The organism is Sphingomonas canadensis, assembly GCF_026013525.1.
Classification (GTDB): Bacteria; Pseudomonadota; Alphaproteobacteria; order Sphingomonadales; family Sphingomonadaceae; genus Sphingomonas; species Sphingomonas canadensis.
On sequence record NZ_JAPDRA010000002.1, the window covers coordinates 453036 to 469678 of the forward strand.

Consider the following 16643-nt stretch of genomic DNA (forward strand, 5'->3'; position numbering starts at 1 on the left):
AATTGCGTCCAAATCATGGCGAAATATGGGCGCTGAGCGCCCTCCATGCCGGGAGTTTCGCCGCCAGGCCAATGGTATGCAGCGGACTGCTCGACGGCAGCGCGACCACCTGCCAGCGGGTGGCAAGCGGCCCGAGCTGGCGCAGCCCGTGGCGCAGCGCCGTGCCGCCGTTGAACGCGATCGCGCGCAATTCGGGCAGCGATTCGGCCAGCGCGGCGATGTCGTGCCGCTCCACGTCCTGCAGGGCGGCGTCGGTGCTGCCCTGGCGGCGCGCGCTGGCCACGACATCCCACAGTCCGACATGGGCCTCCAGCAGCGCGGTAAGCCGGCCGGGATAGGGCAGGGCGGGCAGGTCGCGCCCCGTCGCGGCCGCCATCAGCGCCCAGAACTGGTTCTGCGGATGCGCGTAATAGCGCTGCTCGCTCAGCGACCGCTCGCCTGGCAGCGATCCGAGCACCAGCAGGCGGACGCGCGGATCGACGACTGGCGGGAAGCTTTGCTTGCGGTCGTGCATGAGGCTGCGATAGCTTGTGCCCATGGCGCGCACCATCACCCGCTATGCCGACTTCTGGCCCTATTACCTGCGCGAGCATGCGAAGCCCGCGACGCGCGCGCTCCACTATGCCGGCACGTTCCTGACCTTCTGGTTCCTGTTGATCGCGGTGGGTGCGGGGGGCTGGTGGTGGCTGGCGATCCCGCTGGCGGGGTATGGCTTTGCCTGGGCGGCGCATTTCGGGGTGGAGCGCAACCGGCCCGCGACCTTCACCTATCCGCTGTGGTCGCTGCTGAGCGACTATCGCATGTTCTTCCTGTGGTTCGCCGGGCGGCTGGGGCCGCATCTGGATCAGGCCGGGGTGGGGCGCGGATAGTTTCGCTTGCTTGCCCCGGGGGCGGTAGCGCCCCTATCTAGCGCGCCATGCAGATTGCTCCCGACACGCTGTCCCTGATCGGCAACACCCCGCTCGTGCGCCTGAAAGGCCCCAGCGAGGCCACCGGCTGCGAGATTTTCGGCAAGTGCGAGTTCACCAATCCCGGCGCGTCGGTGAAGGATCGCGCGGCGCTGTTCATCGTGCGCGATGCCGAGGAGAAGGGGCTGATCCAGCCCGGCGGCACGATCGTGGAGGGCACGGCGGGCAACACCGGCATCGGCCTGGCGCTGGTGGCCAATGCCAAGGGCTACAAGACGATCATCGTCATGCCCGAGACGCAGAGCCGCGAGAAGATGGACACGCTGCGCGCGCTGGGCGCGGAGCTGGTTCTGGTGCCCGCCGCGCCCTATTCGAACCCCGGCCATTTCGTCCACACCAGCCGCCGGATCGCGGAGGAGACGCCCAACGCGATCTGGGCCAACCAGTTCGACAATATCGCCAACCGCCGCGCACACATCTGCGGCACCGCCAACGAGATCTGGGAGCAGATGGAGGGCCGCGTCGATGGCTTCACCTGCGCCGTGGGCACCGGCGGCACGCTGGCGGGGGTCGGGCTGGGCCTCAAGTCGCATGACGAGAAGGTCCGCATCGCGCTCAGCGATCCGCATGGCGCGGCGCTCTACAATTATTATGCCCATGGCGAGCTGAAGGCCGAGGGAAGCTCGGTGGCCGAGGGCATCGGCCAGGGGCGGATCACCGCCAACCTGGAGGGCGCGCCGATCGACACCCAGTTCCGGATCTCCGACGAGGAGGGGCTGGAATGGGTGTGGAAGCTGATGCGCGAGCAGGGGCTGGCGCTGGGCCTATCCTCCGGCATCAACGTGGCCGGCGCGGTGGCGCTGGCGCGCGAGCTGGGGCCGGGGCATCGCATCGCGACGATCCTGTGCGATACCGGATTCCGTTACCTTTCAAGCCTCTATAATCCGGAGTGGCTGCGAGCGAAGGGACTGGCTGTCCCGGACTGGCTCGAACGCCGCTGATCGCGCGGCTCGACAACGCGCCGTTAAGGCGTTACATTTATGCAACACGTATGAAGCCCGGAACCTCAGAGGAATCCGCTCAGGCGATGCAGCGCGTCCGCGTCGGGATGACGGGGCTGGCGCTGGTGCTGGTGCTGATCGGGCTCGCGAGCGCGATCTTCTCCTCCGCCAATCGCGATGAGCCGGTGGCCGCCGTCGGCGCGCCCAACGCGGCGGTTGTCGCGAACATCACCGATCTGTCGAACACCGCCGCCGGCAAGGCGAAGGAAGAGCCGCTGGCGACGCTGGGCGTGGCGCCCAGCACGGCCGCGCAAGAGGATGCGGCGCACGCGCCACCAGCCGGCGGGAATCCCGGCCCCAAATAGCCCCATTCGCCCCCCAGGCGGGTTTTCCGGAGGCTGGGAGCCTTTGGTTCCATCGCCCGCAAGTGCGGCGACTCGCCGGATTTCTGCGATTCCGCGCGCATGCGGCGATGTGTCTTGCCGCGATTTGTGCTAATGCAAGTAGCAGGGACAGGCTCCGGAAGCCGGCGCGGTGGCGCCGAAACCGGCCCGCGCGGCACCGGAAGGCCCCGCCGCCCCAGGGAAACAGGCTTCGATGGCATCGTTAACCAGCATCGGAAACGCGATCCGGATTCCGTCAGGCGCGGCGGGGCCGTTTTGGCGGCGAGAAGTAAGAACAAAGCAAGATTTAATAGAACATATTTAGAACATGGGGGAATTTGGGGCTAAAAACCCATTTCCGGCATTGAATCCCTGAATGGCTGTGGTAAACGAAACCTCAGCTAATCGGGGCAGAGTCCTATTCACCGTCCAACATGAGTTGCGCCGGAAGGCGGCGTTTCACCGCGCCTTCCGGGGGCGGGTGGCCTTTGCCCCGGGGTTCAGGGGTTTGAGGTGTCTCGCGACGTCTTCGAAGGATTTGCGCTGCAGAGCGTCGAGGATAAGGGTCGCGTAGCGATCCCCGCCGACCTGCGCGCGACCATCGAGCGTAACTGCGAGAGCCGCATCGTCGTCATCGGCTTGCACGAGAGCGAGCCCTGCCTTTCGGCGCACGACCTTGCCTGGTCGCAGGAAAAGCACCGCCGCATCGACAATCCCGCCGCCGCCCCCTTCACCGAGGCCGCCGGCGTGGGCGAGCGCGCGATGCAGCAGGCGTTCGGCCCGGTGGAGCGCGCCAGCTTCGATCCCAGCGGCCGCTTCATCCTGCCCCCGTTCTTTCGCGCGGAGGCGAAGATCGGGAAGTGGGCGGCGTTTTCGGGCGCCGGCAACACGTTCAACATCTGGGCGCCCGAGATGCTGATGGCGACGACCGCGCCGGAGCTTGCGCGGCTGCGTTCCTATTGCGCCTATCTGTGCCAGGCCAAGGGCATCGCGCTGTGAGCGCGGCGCCCCATATCCCCGTGCTGCTCGACGAGGTTGTCGCGGCGCTCGATCCCCGTCCGGGCGAGCGCCACGTCGACGCGACCTTCGGCGCGGGCGGATATACCAAAGCGATCCTCGAGCGGGGTGCCGAGGTGGCTGCCCTGGACCGCGACCCCCGTGCGGTCCAGGGCGGTCTCTCGCTCGTCGCCGAAAGCGGCGGGCGCCTTGTGCTGATCGAGGCGCCGTTCAGCCAGATGGAGGCGGAGCTCGCGCGCCGCGGCTTCGCGCCGGTGGATGGCGTGACGATGGATATCGGCGTCTCCTCGATGCAGATCGACGATCCCGATCGCGGCTTCAGCTTCCAGAAGGACGGCGACCTCGACATGCGCATGTCGGGCGAGGGGATGAGTGCGGCCGATTTCCTGAACACCGCCGACGAGGCGGAGATCGCCGACATACTCTATCACTATGGCGAGGAGCGCCAGTCGCGCCGCGTGGCCCGCGCCATCGTCTCCGCGCGACCCCTTAAGCGGACTTCCGAACTCGCGAACGTGGTAAAGAAGGCGTTAGGACATAAGCCGCACGAGAAGAAGGACCCCGCGACGCGGACCTTCCAGGCGATCCGGATCCATGTGAACCGCGAGCTGGACGAGCTCGCAGAGGGCCTCGCCGCGGCCGAGCGGGTGCTCAAGCCAGGCGGCCGCCTGGCGGTGGTGACGTTCCACAGCCTGGAGGACCGGCTGGTGAAGCGTTTCCTGCGCGAACGTTCGGGCGGCGAATCCGCCGGTTCGCGCCACAGGCCCGCCGCCGGCCCGAAGGCGGCACCGAGCTTCGAGTCGCTCGCCAAGGCCGTCCGGCCCGGCGAGGCGGAGATTAACCGTAACCCGCGCGCGCGTTCAGCGACGCTTCGGGTGGCGCGGCGTACTGCCGCCGCGCCATGGTCGGAAGGAGTGGACTGATGGCTGTGACCAGGATGAAGGGGCTGGGCTGGTTGGTCTGTTGCATGATCGTTGCTCCGGTCTGCAGCTTCGCGACTTCCTATGGCTCCGCAGAACGTACGCGCCTTGCCTCGGTGGATGCGAAGATCCGCACCGCTGAGAAGGAGATTCTTGCGCTGGAGACCGAGTTCGCGGCGCGCGCGAGCCAGCTTCAGCTTGAGGAGTGGAACGGCACCGCGCTGGGCCTCGCCGCCCCGCAGGCCGCGCAATATGTGACCAGCGAGGCGCAGCTAGCCAGCCTCGGCCAGCCCGCCGTGGCCGGTGAAGACGCGCCGCGCCGCGAGCTTGCGGCTGCCGTGGTGCCCGCGTCGGTGCGCACCGCGATGGCCGCCACCTCGCCCGCGATCGTCACCGCCGATGCCGGCTCCAGCCGCCAGGCGGTGGCCGCGGCCGGCGCGCGCCGGGGCGGGGAAGTCGTCAAGGTTCGCCAGGTGGCGATGCTGGACAACAACACGCTTGAAGACCTGAAGCGTCTCGCCGCCGCCGAAGCGCAGAAGCTGCGTTGATCGTCCTTGTCGCACCGCCGGCCCGTACGGGCCGGGCGGGCGGGGCCCGCCAATCGCTCGTGGCGATCGCCCAGGTGCGGCTGATGGTGCTCGCGCTGCTGTTTGCGGTGGGCATGGTGTTCATCATCGGGCGGCTGGCGGTGCTGGCGATCATGGCCGAGCCCGCGCGCGCCGCGGTGCAGCTCACCGGGCTGGGCGCGCGCGGCGACATCACCGATCGCAACGGTCAGCCGCTGGCGCGCACCGTCGATGGATGGTCGCTGGCGATCCACCCCGATCGCGTGATCGGCGATCGCTCGGCGCTGGCGAAGCAGCTCGCCCAGCTTATCCCGGAAAAGACCGAGGCGCAGTATTTCGTGCTGCTCAACACGGGCTCGAAGTTCGCCTGGCTCAAGCGCCGCGCCGGCCCGGAGCTGGTGAAGGCAGTCAACGCGCTGGGCGAGCCGGCGATCGAGCCTATGCGCGAGCCCGACCGGCTCTATCCCCAGTCCACCATGGCGGCGCACGTGCTGGGCTATGTCCGTTCGGACGGCACGGGCGGCTGGGGTATGGAAGGCGCGCTGAACCAGCGGCTGCAGGGCGAGGGCGCGCGCGCCGCCCCGGTTGCGCTTTCGATCGACATGCGCGTCCAGGGCGCGCTGGAGAACGAACTGGCGCGATCCATGGTCAGCTTCCAGGCGAAGGGCGCGGCCGGCGTGATCCTGGACGTCGAGACCGGCGAGGTAGTGGCGATGGCGTCGCTCCCCACCTTCAATCCCAACGCGATTGCCGGCCCGATCCCGCGCAACAACATGACGCAGAGCCGGTACGAGCTTGGATCGACCTTCAAGCCGATCGCGGTGGCCGCGGCGATCGAGGCGGGCACGATCAAGTCGATGGCCAAGCGTTACGACGCCACCGAGCCGATCAAGATCGGCCGCTTCACGATCAACGACGATCACCCGCTGGGCCGCTTCATCACCGTGCCGGAGGTGCTGATCCATTCCTCCAACATCGCCACGGCGCGGATCGCGGACGAGATGGGGCGCGAGCCGCTGGAACGGATGTTCCGGGCCATGCACTTCGATCGTAAGCTTTCGCTCGAGGTGGAGAACGAAGGGCCGCTGTGGCCCGGCGACTGGGGCCGCACCACCACCATGACCGCCGCCTATGGCCATGGCATCTCCGTCACGCCGCTGCACCTTGCCTGCGCCTATGCCGCGCTGGTGAACGGCGGGCTGTGGCGGCCGGCCACGCTGCTGCGCATCGAACCGGGCAAGGCGCCGGCCGGCGAGCGCGTGATCAGCGCCGAGACCAGCCTGCGCATCCGCGAGCTGCTGCGCCTGATCGTGACGGAGGGCACCGGATCGAAGGCGAACGCCGCCGGATACCGTGTCGGCGGCAAGACCGGCACCGCGGAAAAGCTGGGCGGCGGCGGTTACCTGAAGAATCAGAATGTTTCCACGTTCGCGGCGGCTTTCCCCATGGACGCACCGCGCTATGTGGTGATTGCGATGCTCGATTCGCCGATCGGAAATGCCGAATCCGCAGGCCAGCGTACGGCCGGGTGGACCGCGGCGCCGCTGGTGGGCAGGCTGGTGACGCGGGTAGGGCCCATGATGGGCGTCATCCCCGATCCGAACCGGGACATCGCTCTTGGTGCCTACGGCAACCTCGTGGCGCAGGAAGACAAGGAAAAGGCATCGGATCGATGAACCTGGGGGCATTGACCGGCGGTGCAGGGGGCGCCGCGGACGGCGCCGTGGTAACCGGCTTTGCGATAGACCATCGCAAGGTTGCGCCCGGCAATATCTTCGGCGCCTTTCAGGGCGCGCGCGTGAACGGCGAGGATTTCATCCCGGCGGCGGTGGCGGCTGGCGCCATTGCGGTGGTGGCGCGGCCGGAAGCCGCGGTGGAAGGCGCGCTGCACATCGCCGACGATAACCCGCGCGAGCGCTTCGCCCGGCTGGCGGCGCGCTTCTTCGCGCCGTTCCCGCCGGTCACCGTCGCGGTGACGGGCACCAACGGCAAGACCTCCACCGTGGAGATGACGCGCCAGCTCTGGCGGATGGCCGGCCATCACGCCGCCTCGATCGGCACGCTGGGCGTGACGACTTCGGACGAGAGCGTCTCCACCGGCCTGACCACGCCGGATATCGTGACCTTCCTCTCCAACGTCGCGGGCCTGGCGCGCGAGGGCGTGACGCACCTCGCGTTCGAGGCGTCGTCGCACGGGCTGTCGCAATACCGGACGGAGGGGTTGCCGGTGCGCGCCGCAGCCTTCACCAACCTGAGCCGCGATCACCTGGACTATCACGGCGACATGGCCGCCTATTTCCACGCCAAGCTGCGGCTGTTCGCCGATGTGCTGGATCCGGACGGCGTGGCGGTGGTGTGGGTGGACGACCCCAACAGCGAGCGGGTGATCGATCTGGCGCGTGCGCGGGGCAACCGGCTGATCACCGTGGGCGAACATGGCGATACGCTGCGCATCGTCTCGCGCGATCCCACGCTGCTGGGGCAGGGGCTGGTGATCGCCGCCGATGGGCGCGAGCATAAGGTGAACCTGCCGCTGATCGGCGGATACCAGGCCGCCAACGCGCTGGTCGCGGCGGGGCTGGTGGTCGCCACCGGCGGTGATCCGGCGCAGACCATCGCCAATCTGGCGCGGCTCCAGCCGGTGCGCGGGCGGCTGGAACGCGCGGCGATCAAGGCCAATGGCGCGCCGCTTTATGTCGACTATGCCCATACCCCCGATGCGCTGGAGGCGGCCATCGCGGCGCTGCGGCCGCACACGCAGGGCCGGCTGATCCTGGTATTCGGCGCGGGTGGCGAGCGCGACCATGGTAAGCGCGAGCTGATGGGGCAGGAGGCGGCCGCGGGCGCGGACGTGGCCATCGTGACCGATGACAATCCCCGCGGCGAGGACCCCGCGGCGATCCGGGCGGAGATACTGAAAGGGGTGCCCCAGGGCATCGAGACCGGCGACCGGCGCGCGGCGATCGCCGCCGCGGTGGAGATGGCGCAAGCGGAGGATATCGTGCTGATCGCCGGCAAGGGGCATGAGCAGGGACAGATCGTGGGAGATATGGTGCTGCCGTTCGACGATGTGGCCGTCGCGCGGGAGTGCGCCGCATGAGGCTGTGGACCGCCGAAGAGATCGCGATCGCATGCCACGGCACGGCTTCGGCCGCCTTCGCCGTATCGGGCGTGACGTTCGATTCGCGTGAGGTGGGGCCGGGCGACCTGTTCCTGGCGCTGAAGGGCGAGACGACCGACGGCCATCGCTTCCTGGATCAGGCCTTCGCGCGCGGTGCGGCAGGCGCGCTGGTTTCCGAGCCGACGCCGCATCCGCACGTGATCGTTCCCGATACCACCGCCGCGCTCGACGCACTGGCCGTCGCATCGCGCGGGCGGATGGGCGGCACCGTGATCGGCGTCACCGGATCGGTGGGCAAGACCGGGACCAAGGAGGCGCTCTATGCCGCGCTGGATCGCGCCGATCCCGGCTGCGCGCATCGTTCGGTGAAGAGCTACAACAACCACACCGGCGTGCCGCTCAGCCTGGCGCGGATGCCGCGCGACGCGCGCTTCGGCGTGTTCGAGATGGGCATGAACCATGCGGGCGAGCTGGCGGCGCTCACCCGGCTGGTCCGCCCGCACGTCGCGCTGGTTACCACCATCGCCCCGGCGCACAGCGCGTTCTTCCGCGACGAGGCCGAGATCGCCGACGCCAAGGCGGAGATATTCCAGGGGCTGGAGCCCGGCGGCACGGCGATCGTGCCGTTCGACAGTCCGCACCGCGAGCGGCTGATCGCCGCGGCCCGGCCGCATGCCGCGCGGATCGTGACCTTCGGGCTGGGCGAGGGGGCGGACGTCCGTGCGCTGGAAACGATGCGCACGCGATCGGGCGGCACCTATGTCACCGCGCGGCTGGAGCTGGGCGGGGGCGGCTGGCGCGAGCTGAGCTTCACCCTGTCGCAGCCCGGAATGCATTGGGTTTCCAATGCGATGGCGGTTCTGGCGGCGGTGGAAGCCGCGGGCGGCGACCTGGAACTGGCGGGGCTGGCGATGGCCGAACTGGGCGGGCTGCCCGGGCGCGGCGCGCGGCTGACGGTGCCGGCCGTCGGCGGCGAGGCGCTGGTGATCGACGAGAGCTACAACGCCAATCCCGCGTCGATGCGCGCCACGCTGGAGGTGCTGGGCGATGAGCGCGGCCGCAAGCTGGCCGTGCTGGGCGAGATGTTCGAGCTGGGCGAACATTCGGAGGCGTTCCATGCCGAGCTTTCCGGCCCCGTGCAGGCGGCGGGCATCACCTATGCGATCCTGGTCGGCGAAGGCATGAAGCCGCTTGCGAATGCGCTTGAGGGCCATGTGGATTTCGTCCATGTGCCCGACGCCGCGGCCGCGCGAGACCGGCTCGATGCCGTGCTGCAGGCGGGTGACGCGGTACTCGTTAAAGGTTCGAACGGCGTGCGGCTTTCCACCCTGGTGGCCGCGCTGGCGGAAAGGCAACCATGTTCTACCTGATCGCGGAATGGCTGGGCTTCCCCGGCATCCTGAACCTCTTCCGCTATCTTTCCTTCCGCACCGGGGGAGCGATCACCACTGCGCTGCTGATCGGCCTGCTGATCGGCCCGCGCTTCATCGGGTGGCTGCGCGTGCGCCAGGGCAAGGGCCAGCCGATCCGCGACGATGGGCCGCAAAGCCACCTGGCCAAGCGCGGGACGCCCACCATGGGCGGGCTGATGATCCTCACCAGCCTGATGGTGTCGCTGGCGCTGTGGATGGACCTGCGCAATCCCTATGTCTGGGCGTGCATGTTCGTGACCTTCGGTTTCGGCATGATCGGCTTCCTCGACGATTACGACAAGGTGCGGAAGCAGAAGACGGCGGGTGTTTCCGGCCGCATCCGCCTGCTGGGCGAATTCGCCATCGCGGGCGTGGCATCGTGGATCATCATCGCGCAGAGCGGCACCCAGCTCTATGTGCCGTTCTTCAACTGGATCCACCCGGATCTGGGATATTTCTACATCGTCTTCGCCGCCTTCACGATCGTGGCGTTCGGCAATGCGGTGAACCTGACCGACGGGCTGGACGGGCTGGCGACCATGCCGGTGATCATCGCCAGCCTGGCGTTCATGATCATCGTCTATCTGGCCGGCAACGTGAAGTTCGCGACCTATCTGGGCATCCCGCACGTGCCGGGCGCGGGCGATCTGGCGATCTTCTGCGGCGCGATGGTGGGGGCGGGGCTCGCCTTCCTGTGGTTCAATGCACCCCCGGCGGCGGTGTTCATGGGCGACACCGGCAGCCTGGCGCTGGGCGGCGCGCTGGGCACGATCGCGGTGGTGGCGCACCATGAGCTGGTGCTGGGCATCATCGGCGGCCTGTTCGTGATGGAGGCGCTGTCCGTCATCATCCAGGTGTTCTTCTTCAAGCGCACCGGCAAGCGCGTGTTCCGCATGGCGCCGATCCACCATCATTTCGAGCAGCTCGGCTGGTCCGAGCCGACCGTGGTGATCCGTTTCTGGATCATCGCCTTCGTGCTCGCGCTCGCGGGGCTTTCGACGCTGAAGCTGCGGTGATCACGAGCCCGTCCTGGCGCGGCAAACGCTATGCGGTGCTCGGGCTGGCGCGTTCGGGACAGGCGACGGTGGCCGCGCTCGTCGCGAGCGGTGCGCACGTAACCGCCTGGGACGCGAACGCGGCCGCGCGTGCGCAGGTGACGGGCGCCGAACTGGCCGATCCGCTGAGCATCGACCTGACGGGCTTCGACGGCGTCGTCGTTTCCCCCGGCGTGCCGATCAACCGCCACCCGATCGCGGAGCATGCGCGCGCGGCGGGCGTGCCGGTCATCGGCGACATCGAGCTGTTCGCCCAGGCGCGCGCGGACCTGCCGCCGCACAAGGTGGCCGGGGTCACCGGCACCAACGGCAAATCGACCACCACGGCGCTGATCGAGCATATCTGCCGCACCGCCGGCGTGCCGAGCCTGGCGGGCGGGAACATCGGCCTGCCGATCCTGAGCCAGGACCCGCTGCCCGAGGGCGGCGTCTATGTGCTTGAGCTTTCGAGCTACCAGATCGACCTGACGCGGACGCTGGACTGCGACGTCGTGGTGCTGCTCAACATCACGCCCGATCACCTCGATCGCTATGACGGGTTCGCGGGCTATGCCGCGTCGAAGGAGCGGCTGTTCGCGATGCAGTCGGCGGGGCATGCCGCGGTGATCGGCATCGGTGACGCGGCCAGCCAGGCGATCGCCGCGCGCCTCGCCCGCGCCGGACGTGCGGAGGACGTGACGAAGATCGCGCCGGGCCTTTGCATGGATCAGTCGCGCTGGCCCGCGCTCCAGGGGCCGCACAACGCGCAGAACGCGCTCGCCGCCATCGCCGCGTGCGAGGCGCTGGGCATCGCGCGCGATGCGATCGGCCGCGGGCTGGAGACCTATGCAGCGCTGCCGCATCGCATGCAGATCGTCGCGACCCGCAACGGCGTCCGCTTCGTCAACGACAGCAAGGCGACCAACGCGGATTCGACCGCGCCCGCACTGCGCGCGTTCGACCATATCCACTGGATCGTCGGCGGCCGCGCCAAGACGGACGAACTGGACGCCTGCCGTCCCGGCTTCGCGCACGTCGCCCGCGCCTATACCATCGGCGAGGCGGGCGAGATGTTCGCGGCGCTGCTGGAGCGCGACATGCCGGTCGAGCGCAGCGGTACGCTGGAGGCGGCGGTGAAGTCCGCCGCGGCCAATGCCAGACCGGGCGAGACGGTGCTGTTGTCGCCCGCCTGCGCTTCGTTCGATCAGTTCCGCGATTTCGAGGCGCGCGGCGACGCCTTCCGTGCCGCCGTGGAGGCGCTCGGATGAGCGGGGCGGGGGACGAGGCCGTGGCCGGCCGCGCCCAGCTTCCGGCGCTGCGCGGCGGGCTGCTCGGCACGGCGCGCGCATCGCCGCTGCTGGTGTGGTTCCGCGAGGTGGACCGCATGCTGCTGCTGTTCACGCTGCTGTTGATGGCGGTGGGGCTGGTTGCCGTGGGATCGGCGTCGCCCGCCAGCGCGCGGCGCTATTCGGACGGCGCACACCAGGTTGCGTCGATGTATTATTTCTGGCGCCAGCTCATCTGGGTCGGCGCTTCCGTGCCGGTGCTGTTCGCGGTGTCGATGCTGCCCGCCACGCTGGCGCGGCGGCTGTCGCTGATCGGGGCGTGCGTGTTCCTGGTGCTGCTGATCCTGGTGCCGTTCATCGGCAGCGAGGCGAACGGCGCGCGGCGCTGGATCGATTTCGGCGTGGCCGAGCTCCAGCCCTCCGAGTTCCTCAAGCCGCTCTTCATCGTCTCGATGGCCTGGATCCTGTCGCTGCGCGCGAAGGACCCGGAGCTGCCCGTGCTGGCGGTGACCGGCGTGCTGACCGCGCTGGTTGCGGTGCTGCTGATGATGCAGCCCGATTTCGGGCAGACGATGGTGTTCGCGATCGTCTGGATATTGCTGCTGGTCATCTCCGGCCTGTCGCCCGCGGCGATCGCGGGGCTGTTCGGCACGGCGGTGGCGGGCGTGGTCGCGGCCTATCTGTTCTACGATACGGCGCGGATCCGCATCAATTCGTTCCTGTTCCCCGACAAGGACAAGGCGCTCGCCGAGCACTATCAGACCGACATGGCGGAGCGGACGCTGACCGCCGGGGGATGGACCGGCACCGGTCCCGGAATGGGGCAGGTGAAATACCGCCTGCCGGAAGCGCATACCGACTATATCTTCTCCGTGGTCGGCGAGGAGTTCGGGCTGCTGGCGTGCGCGGCGATCGCGGCGCTCTATCTGGCGATCGTGCTGCGCGTGCTGTTGAAGCTGATCGACGAGGAAGATCCGTTCCGGCTGCTCGCGGCGGCGGGGCTGGCGGCGCAGTTCGGGGTTCAGGCGGCGATCAACATGGCGGTCAACACGGGGCTGGCACCGTCGAAGGGCATGACGCTGCCGTTCATCAGCTATGGCGGATCGTCGATGATCGCATTGTCGCTGGGGATGGGTCTGCTGCTCGCATTCACGCGCCGGAACCCGTATCTGAAGCGCTCGTCCTATACGGTCCGGTGGAGCGGCAGATGACCCAATCGCATACCTATGTGCTCGCGGCAGGCGGGACCGGAGGGCATATGGTGCCCGCCGCCGCGCTGGCCGAGGAGTTGGCCGGCCGCGGCCACCATGTCGTGCTGATCAGCGACGATCGCGGCGTGCGCTATCCCGGGCTGTTCGATGGCGTGGAAACGCATGTGCTGCCCGCCGGGCGGCTGGGCGGCGGGCCGCTGGGCTGGGTGCGCGCGGCGGCCAAGGTGATGGCTGGGCGTTCGATGGCGCGCAAGCTGTACAAGCAGCTTCGCCCCGCCTGCGTGATCGGCTTCGGCGGATATCCGGCGCTGCCCTCGCTCCTTGCCGCCTTCCGTTCGGGCATCCCGACCGTGATCCATGAGCAGAACGCGGTGCTGGGCCGCGTCAACCGCTATGTCGCCGGCAAGGTGGATGCCATCGCCACCAGCTACGAGAATGTCGAGCGGCTGCAGGATTCGTGGAAGGCCAAGACGCATCTGGTGGGCAATCCGGTGCGCGAGAGCGTGCTGGCGCTGCGCAACCGGCCCTATCCGATGCTGGACGAGGACGGCATCTTCCGCGTGCTGGTGACAGGCGGCAGCCAGGGCGCGACGATCCTGAGCCAGGTGGTGCCCGACGGGCTGGCGCTGCTGCCGGTGCATTTCCGCCGCCGCCTGCAGGTGACGCATCAGGCGCGGGTCGAGGACATCGATCAGGTGCGCGCGAAATACGCCAATCACGATATCCCGGCGGAGATCGCCACCTATCTGCCCGATCTGCCCGAGCGGCTGGCGTGGTCGCACATCGTGATCGCGCGCGCGGGCGCTTCGACCATCGCGGAGCTGACCGCGGCGGGGCGCCCGGCGATCCTGGTGCCGCTGCCCAGCGCCACCGACGATCACCAGACCGCCAACGCGCGCGAGATCACGGCCGCGGGCGGCGCGCGCACCATATCGCAGCGCGCATTCAACCCCACTGAGCTGGCCAAGCAGATCCAGAAGCTGGGCCTTGATCCCGTGGCGCTGGAGAATGCCGCGAAGAAGGCATGGGGCTGCGGCCGCCCGCATGCCGCGCGCGACCTGGCCGATCTGGTCGAATCGATCAACGCGCCCGAGGCGCCGGCGGGCGTCCGCCGTGCGGCCCTGCGTGGCAACACCGGCGGCGCACGGCCCGCCTTCGCAATGACGGAACACCGCGCATGAAGGGCGTCGCCACCGACATCGGCACGATCCATTTCGTCGGCATCGGCGGCATCGGCATGTCCGGCATTGCCGAGGTGATGCACAATCTGGGCTATCGCGTGCAGGGCTCCGACGTGGCCGAGGGCTATGTGATCGAGGGCCTGCGCACGCGCGGCATCCCGGTGACGATCGGCCATGCCGCGGAGAATCTGGGCGATGCGGCGGTGGTGGTCACCTCCACCGCGATCCGGCGCGGTAATCCGGAGGTCGAGGCCGCCTATGAGCGCCGCATCCCGGTGGTGCGCCGCGCGGAGATGCTGGCCGAGCTGATGCGGCTGAAGTCCACCGTCGCGGTGGCGGGAACGCACGGCAAGACCACGACCACCTCGATGGTCGCCGCGCTGCTCGACGCGGGCGGGGTGGACCCCACCGTGATCAACGGCGGCATCATCAACAGCTATGGCTCCAACGCCCGGCTGGGCGACAGCGAGTGGATGGTGGTGGAGGCCGACGAGAGCGACGGCAGCTTCCTGCGGCTGGACGGAACGATCGCGGTGGTCACCAACATCGATCCCGAACATCTCGATCACTATGGCGATTTCGAGAAGGTGAAGAGCGCCTTCGTCGAGTTCGTCGAGAATGTGCCCTTCTATGGTGCGGCGCTGCTGTGCCTCGATCATCCGGAGGTGCAGGCGATCATCCCGCGCGTGCGCGACCGGCGGATCGTGACCTATGGCTTCGCCGCCAGCGCGGACGTGCGCGGGGTGAATGTGCTGCCGGTGGCGGGGGGCAACCGCTTCGACGCGGTGGTCCGCCAACGCGATGGCTCCACCCGCACGATCGAGGCCATCGAGTTGCCGATGCCGGGCCGCCACAATGTCCAGAACGCGCTGGCCGCGATCGGCGTGGCGCTGGAGCTGGGCATCCCGGATGCCACGATCCAGAAGGGCTTCGCCCGCTTCGGCGGGGTCAAGCGGCGCTTCACCAAGGTGGGCGAGACGGGCGGCGTCACCATCATCGACGATTACGGCCACCATCCGGTGGAGATCCGCGCCGTGCTCTCCGCCGCGCGCGAAAGTTCGCCCGGGCGGGTGATCGCGGTGATGCAGCCGCACCGCTATTCGCGGCTGGGCAACCTGATGGATGACTTCGCCCAGGCCTTCAACGACGCCGACATGGTTTATGTCACCCCGGTCTATGCCGCGGGCGAGGCGCCGGTGGAGGGCGTGAGCGGTGAGGCGCTGGTCGAGGCGGTGAAGCGCCGCGGGCATCGTTCGGTGGCGCATGTCGCCGATGCTCCCGCGCTGGCGCACGCGCTGGCCGGGGTGGCCGAGCCGGGCGATATCGTCGTCTGCCTGGGCGCCGGCGACATCACCAAATGGGCCGCGAGCCTGGCGGGCGCCATCGACGAGGTGCGCCGCACCGCCTCTGCCGAGGGCGCGGCGGCATGAGCGACTGGTTCTCCACCGCGATCGAGATGCAGCGCGAGGTGCTGCGCGCCCAGCAGGCCCAGCTCGACGCCGCGCAGAAGATGATCGACGCGGGCGACCAGGTCGCCGCGCTGCACGAGGCCGGGCAGAAGGCCGCCGAGGCCAATCTGGCGCTGTGGAAGCAATGGGCCGGCCTGTGGGGCTGGAAGTGAACGCGGCAGCGACGCTTCCCAGGGTGCGCGGCAAGCTGACGCCGGATGCGCCGCTGGCGCCGCTCGTGTGGTTCAAGAGCGGCGGCGCGGCCGAATGGCTGTTCGAGCCGGCCGATGTCGCGGACCTGTGCGATTTCCTCGCCGCGCTCGATCCGGCGGTGCCGGTGATGGGGCTGGGGCTGGGATCGAACCTGATCGTGCGCGACGGCGGGGTGCCGGGCGTGGTGGTGCGGCTGGGCAAGGCCTTTGCGACGGTGGAGCAGGTGGACGCGACGACGCTGCGCTGCGGCGGTGGCGCGTCGGGCATCCTGGTGTCTTCGAAGGCGCGCGACGCCGGCATCGCGGGGATCGAGTTCCTGCGCTCCATCCCGGGCACGGTGGGCGGCTTCGTGCGGATGAACGGCGGCGCCTATGGCCGCGAGACCTGCGACATCCTGGTCGAATGCGAAGTGGTGCTGCGATCGGGCGAGCTGCGCACGCTGGCGCTGGCGGACCTCGGCTATACCTATCGCCACAGCGCGCTGCCCGATGGCGCGATCGTCGTCAGCGCCACCTTTCGCGGCCATCCCGGCGACCCCGCGGCGATCCAGGCCGAGATGGACCGCATCGCCGCCGCGCGCGAGGAATCGCAGCCGCTGCGCAGCCGCACCGGCGGATCGACCTTCAAGAACCCGCCGGGCACCAAGGCGTGGCAGGAAGTGGACGCCGCCGGATGCCGCGGGCTGCGCCGGGGCGATGCGCAGGTGTCCGAGAAACACTGCAACTTCCTGCTCAACCTCGGCTCGGCGACCAGCGCCGATATCGAGGGGCTGGGCGAGGAAGTGCGCGCGAAGGTGAAGGCGCGTTCCGGCGTCGAACTCGAATGGGAGATTCAGAGGGTGGGAGTCGCTGCAGCATCCCCGTCCCGCTTGCGGGAGGGGTTAGGGGAGGGCGTGTCGCCATGATCGTCCTCCATCTTGAACAGGCCCTCCCCCAGCCCCTC

Annotated in this window: 17 protein-coding genes; 16 read left to right on the forward strand and 1 reads right to left on the reverse strand. The window is 69.0% G+C overall.

Going from position 1 to position 16643, the window contains the following annotated elements; genetic code table 11:
- Positions 1 to 13: 13 nt before the first annotated feature.
- Positions 14 to 538, reverse strand: a complete 525-nt coding sequence (locus OM513_RS07145; RefSeq protein ID WP_264943460.1) for a DNA-deoxyinosine glycosylase — start codon at positions 536 to 538, stop codon at positions 14 to 16.
- On the opposite strand from OM513_RS07145, the gene OM513_RS07150 reads away from it, so the two are divergent.
- The 16 genes from OM513_RS07150 to murB all read left to right on the forward strand — a co-directional run bounded on the left by OM513_RS07150 (position 537) and on the right by murB (position 16605).
- Positions 537 to 869, forward strand: a complete 333-nt coding sequence (locus OM513_RS07150; RefSeq protein WP_264943461.1) for a DUF962 domain-containing protein — start codon at positions 537 to 539, stop codon at positions 867 to 869. The genes OM513_RS07145 and OM513_RS07150 overlap by 2 nt on opposite strands.
- A 47-nt stretch (positions 870 to 916) precedes the next feature.
- Positions 917 to 1909 carry a cysteine synthase A gene (locus OM513_RS07155; protein WP_264943462.1) on the forward strand — a complete coding sequence of 331 codons (993 nt, stop codon included), beginning with the start codon at positions 917 to 919 and terminating at the stop codon, positions 1907 to 1909.
- A gap of 50 nt (positions 1910 to 1959) precedes the next feature.
- A complete protein-coding gene (locus OM513_RS07160; protein WP_264943463.1) occupies positions 1960 to 2274 on the forward strand; it encodes a hypothetical protein in 315 nt (104 codons plus the stop codon).
- Between the two features lie 531 nt (positions 2275 to 2805).
- On the forward strand, positions 2806 to 3291 hold the full coding sequence (locus OM513_RS07165; RefSeq protein WP_264943464.1) for a division/cell wall cluster transcriptional repressor MraZ: 486 nt from the start codon (positions 2806 to 2808) through the stop codon (positions 3289 to 3291).
- Positions 3288 to 4232, forward strand: coding sequence for a 16S rRNA (cytosine(1402)-N(4))-methyltransferase RsmH (gene rsmH / locus OM513_RS07170; protein WP_264943465.1), 945 nt, complete (start codon positions 3288 to 3290; stop codon positions 4230 to 4232). Before OM513_RS07165 ends, rsmH begins: the two co-directional genes overlap by 4 nt.
- Positions 4232 to 4777 carry a hypothetical protein gene (locus OM513_RS07175; protein ID WP_264943466.1) on the forward strand — a complete coding sequence of 182 codons (546 nt, stop codon included), beginning with the start codon at positions 4232 to 4234 and terminating at the stop codon, positions 4775 to 4777. The genes rsmH and OM513_RS07175 overlap by 1 nt, the downstream gene beginning before the upstream one ends.
- Positions 4774 to 6471, forward strand: a complete 1698-nt coding sequence (locus OM513_RS07180) for a peptidoglycan D,D-transpeptidase FtsI family protein (RefSeq protein ID WP_264943467.1) — start codon at positions 4774 to 4776, stop codon at positions 6469 to 6471. The genes OM513_RS07175 and OM513_RS07180 overlap by 4 nt, the downstream gene beginning before the upstream one ends.
- Positions 6468 to 7895 (forward strand): UDP-N-acetylmuramoyl-L-alanyl-D-glutamate--2,6-diaminopimelate ligase, encoded by a 1428-nt coding sequence (locus OM513_RS07185; RefSeq protein ID WP_264943468.1) that lies wholly within the window; start codon positions 6468 to 6470, stop codon positions 7893 to 7895. Before OM513_RS07180 ends, OM513_RS07185 begins: the two co-directional genes overlap by 4 nt.
- Positions 7892 to 9286: a UDP-N-acetylmuramoyl-tripeptide--D-alanyl-D-alanine ligase gene (locus OM513_RS07190; RefSeq protein WP_264943469.1), complete on the forward strand. Its 1395-nt coding sequence runs from the start codon at positions 7892 to 7894 to the stop codon at positions 9284 to 9286. The genes OM513_RS07185 and OM513_RS07190 overlap by 4 nt, the downstream gene beginning before the upstream one ends.
- The gene (gene mraY, locus OM513_RS07195) at positions 9274 to 10344 is read left to right on the forward strand and encodes a phospho-N-acetylmuramoyl-pentapeptide-transferase (RefSeq protein ID WP_264943470.1); all 1071 of its coding nucleotides are present in this window, start codon (positions 9274 to 9276) and stop codon (positions 10342 to 10344) included. Before OM513_RS07190 ends, mraY begins: the two co-directional genes overlap by 13 nt.
- On the forward strand, positions 10341 to 11630 hold the full coding sequence (murD, locus tag OM513_RS07200) for a UDP-N-acetylmuramoyl-L-alanine--D-glutamate ligase (protein ID WP_264943471.1): 1290 nt from the start codon (positions 10341 to 10343) through the stop codon (positions 11628 to 11630). The genes mraY and murD overlap by 4 nt, the downstream gene beginning before the upstream one ends.
- Positions 11627 to 12859, forward strand: coding sequence for an FtsW/RodA/SpoVE family cell cycle protein (locus tag OM513_RS07205; RefSeq protein ID WP_264943472.1), 1233 nt, complete (start codon positions 11627 to 11629; stop codon positions 12857 to 12859). Before murD ends, OM513_RS07205 begins: the two co-directional genes overlap by 4 nt.
- Positions 12856 to 14040, forward strand: a complete 1185-nt coding sequence (gene murG, locus OM513_RS07210) for an undecaprenyldiphospho-muramoylpentapeptide beta-N-acetylglucosaminyltransferase (protein WP_264943473.1) — start codon at positions 12856 to 12858, stop codon at positions 14038 to 14040. Before OM513_RS07205 ends, murG begins: the two co-directional genes overlap by 4 nt.
- A complete protein-coding gene (murC, locus tag OM513_RS07215; protein WP_264943474.1) occupies positions 14037 to 15470 on the forward strand; it encodes a UDP-N-acetylmuramate--L-alanine ligase in 1434 nt (477 codons plus the stop codon). Before murG ends, murC begins: the two co-directional genes overlap by 4 nt.
- Positions 15467 to 15661, forward strand: a complete 195-nt coding sequence (locus OM513_RS07220) for a hypothetical protein (protein ID WP_264943475.1) — start codon at positions 15467 to 15469, stop codon at positions 15659 to 15661. The genes murC and OM513_RS07220 overlap by 4 nt, the downstream gene beginning before the upstream one ends.
- The gene (gene murB, locus OM513_RS07225; protein ID WP_264943476.1) at positions 15634 to 16605 is read left to right on the forward strand and encodes a UDP-N-acetylmuramate dehydrogenase; all 972 of its coding nucleotides are present in this window, start codon (positions 15634 to 15636) and stop codon (positions 16603 to 16605) included. The genes OM513_RS07220 and murB overlap by 28 nt, the downstream gene beginning before the upstream one ends.
- The last annotated feature ends 38 nt before the right edge of the window (positions 16606 to 16643 follow it).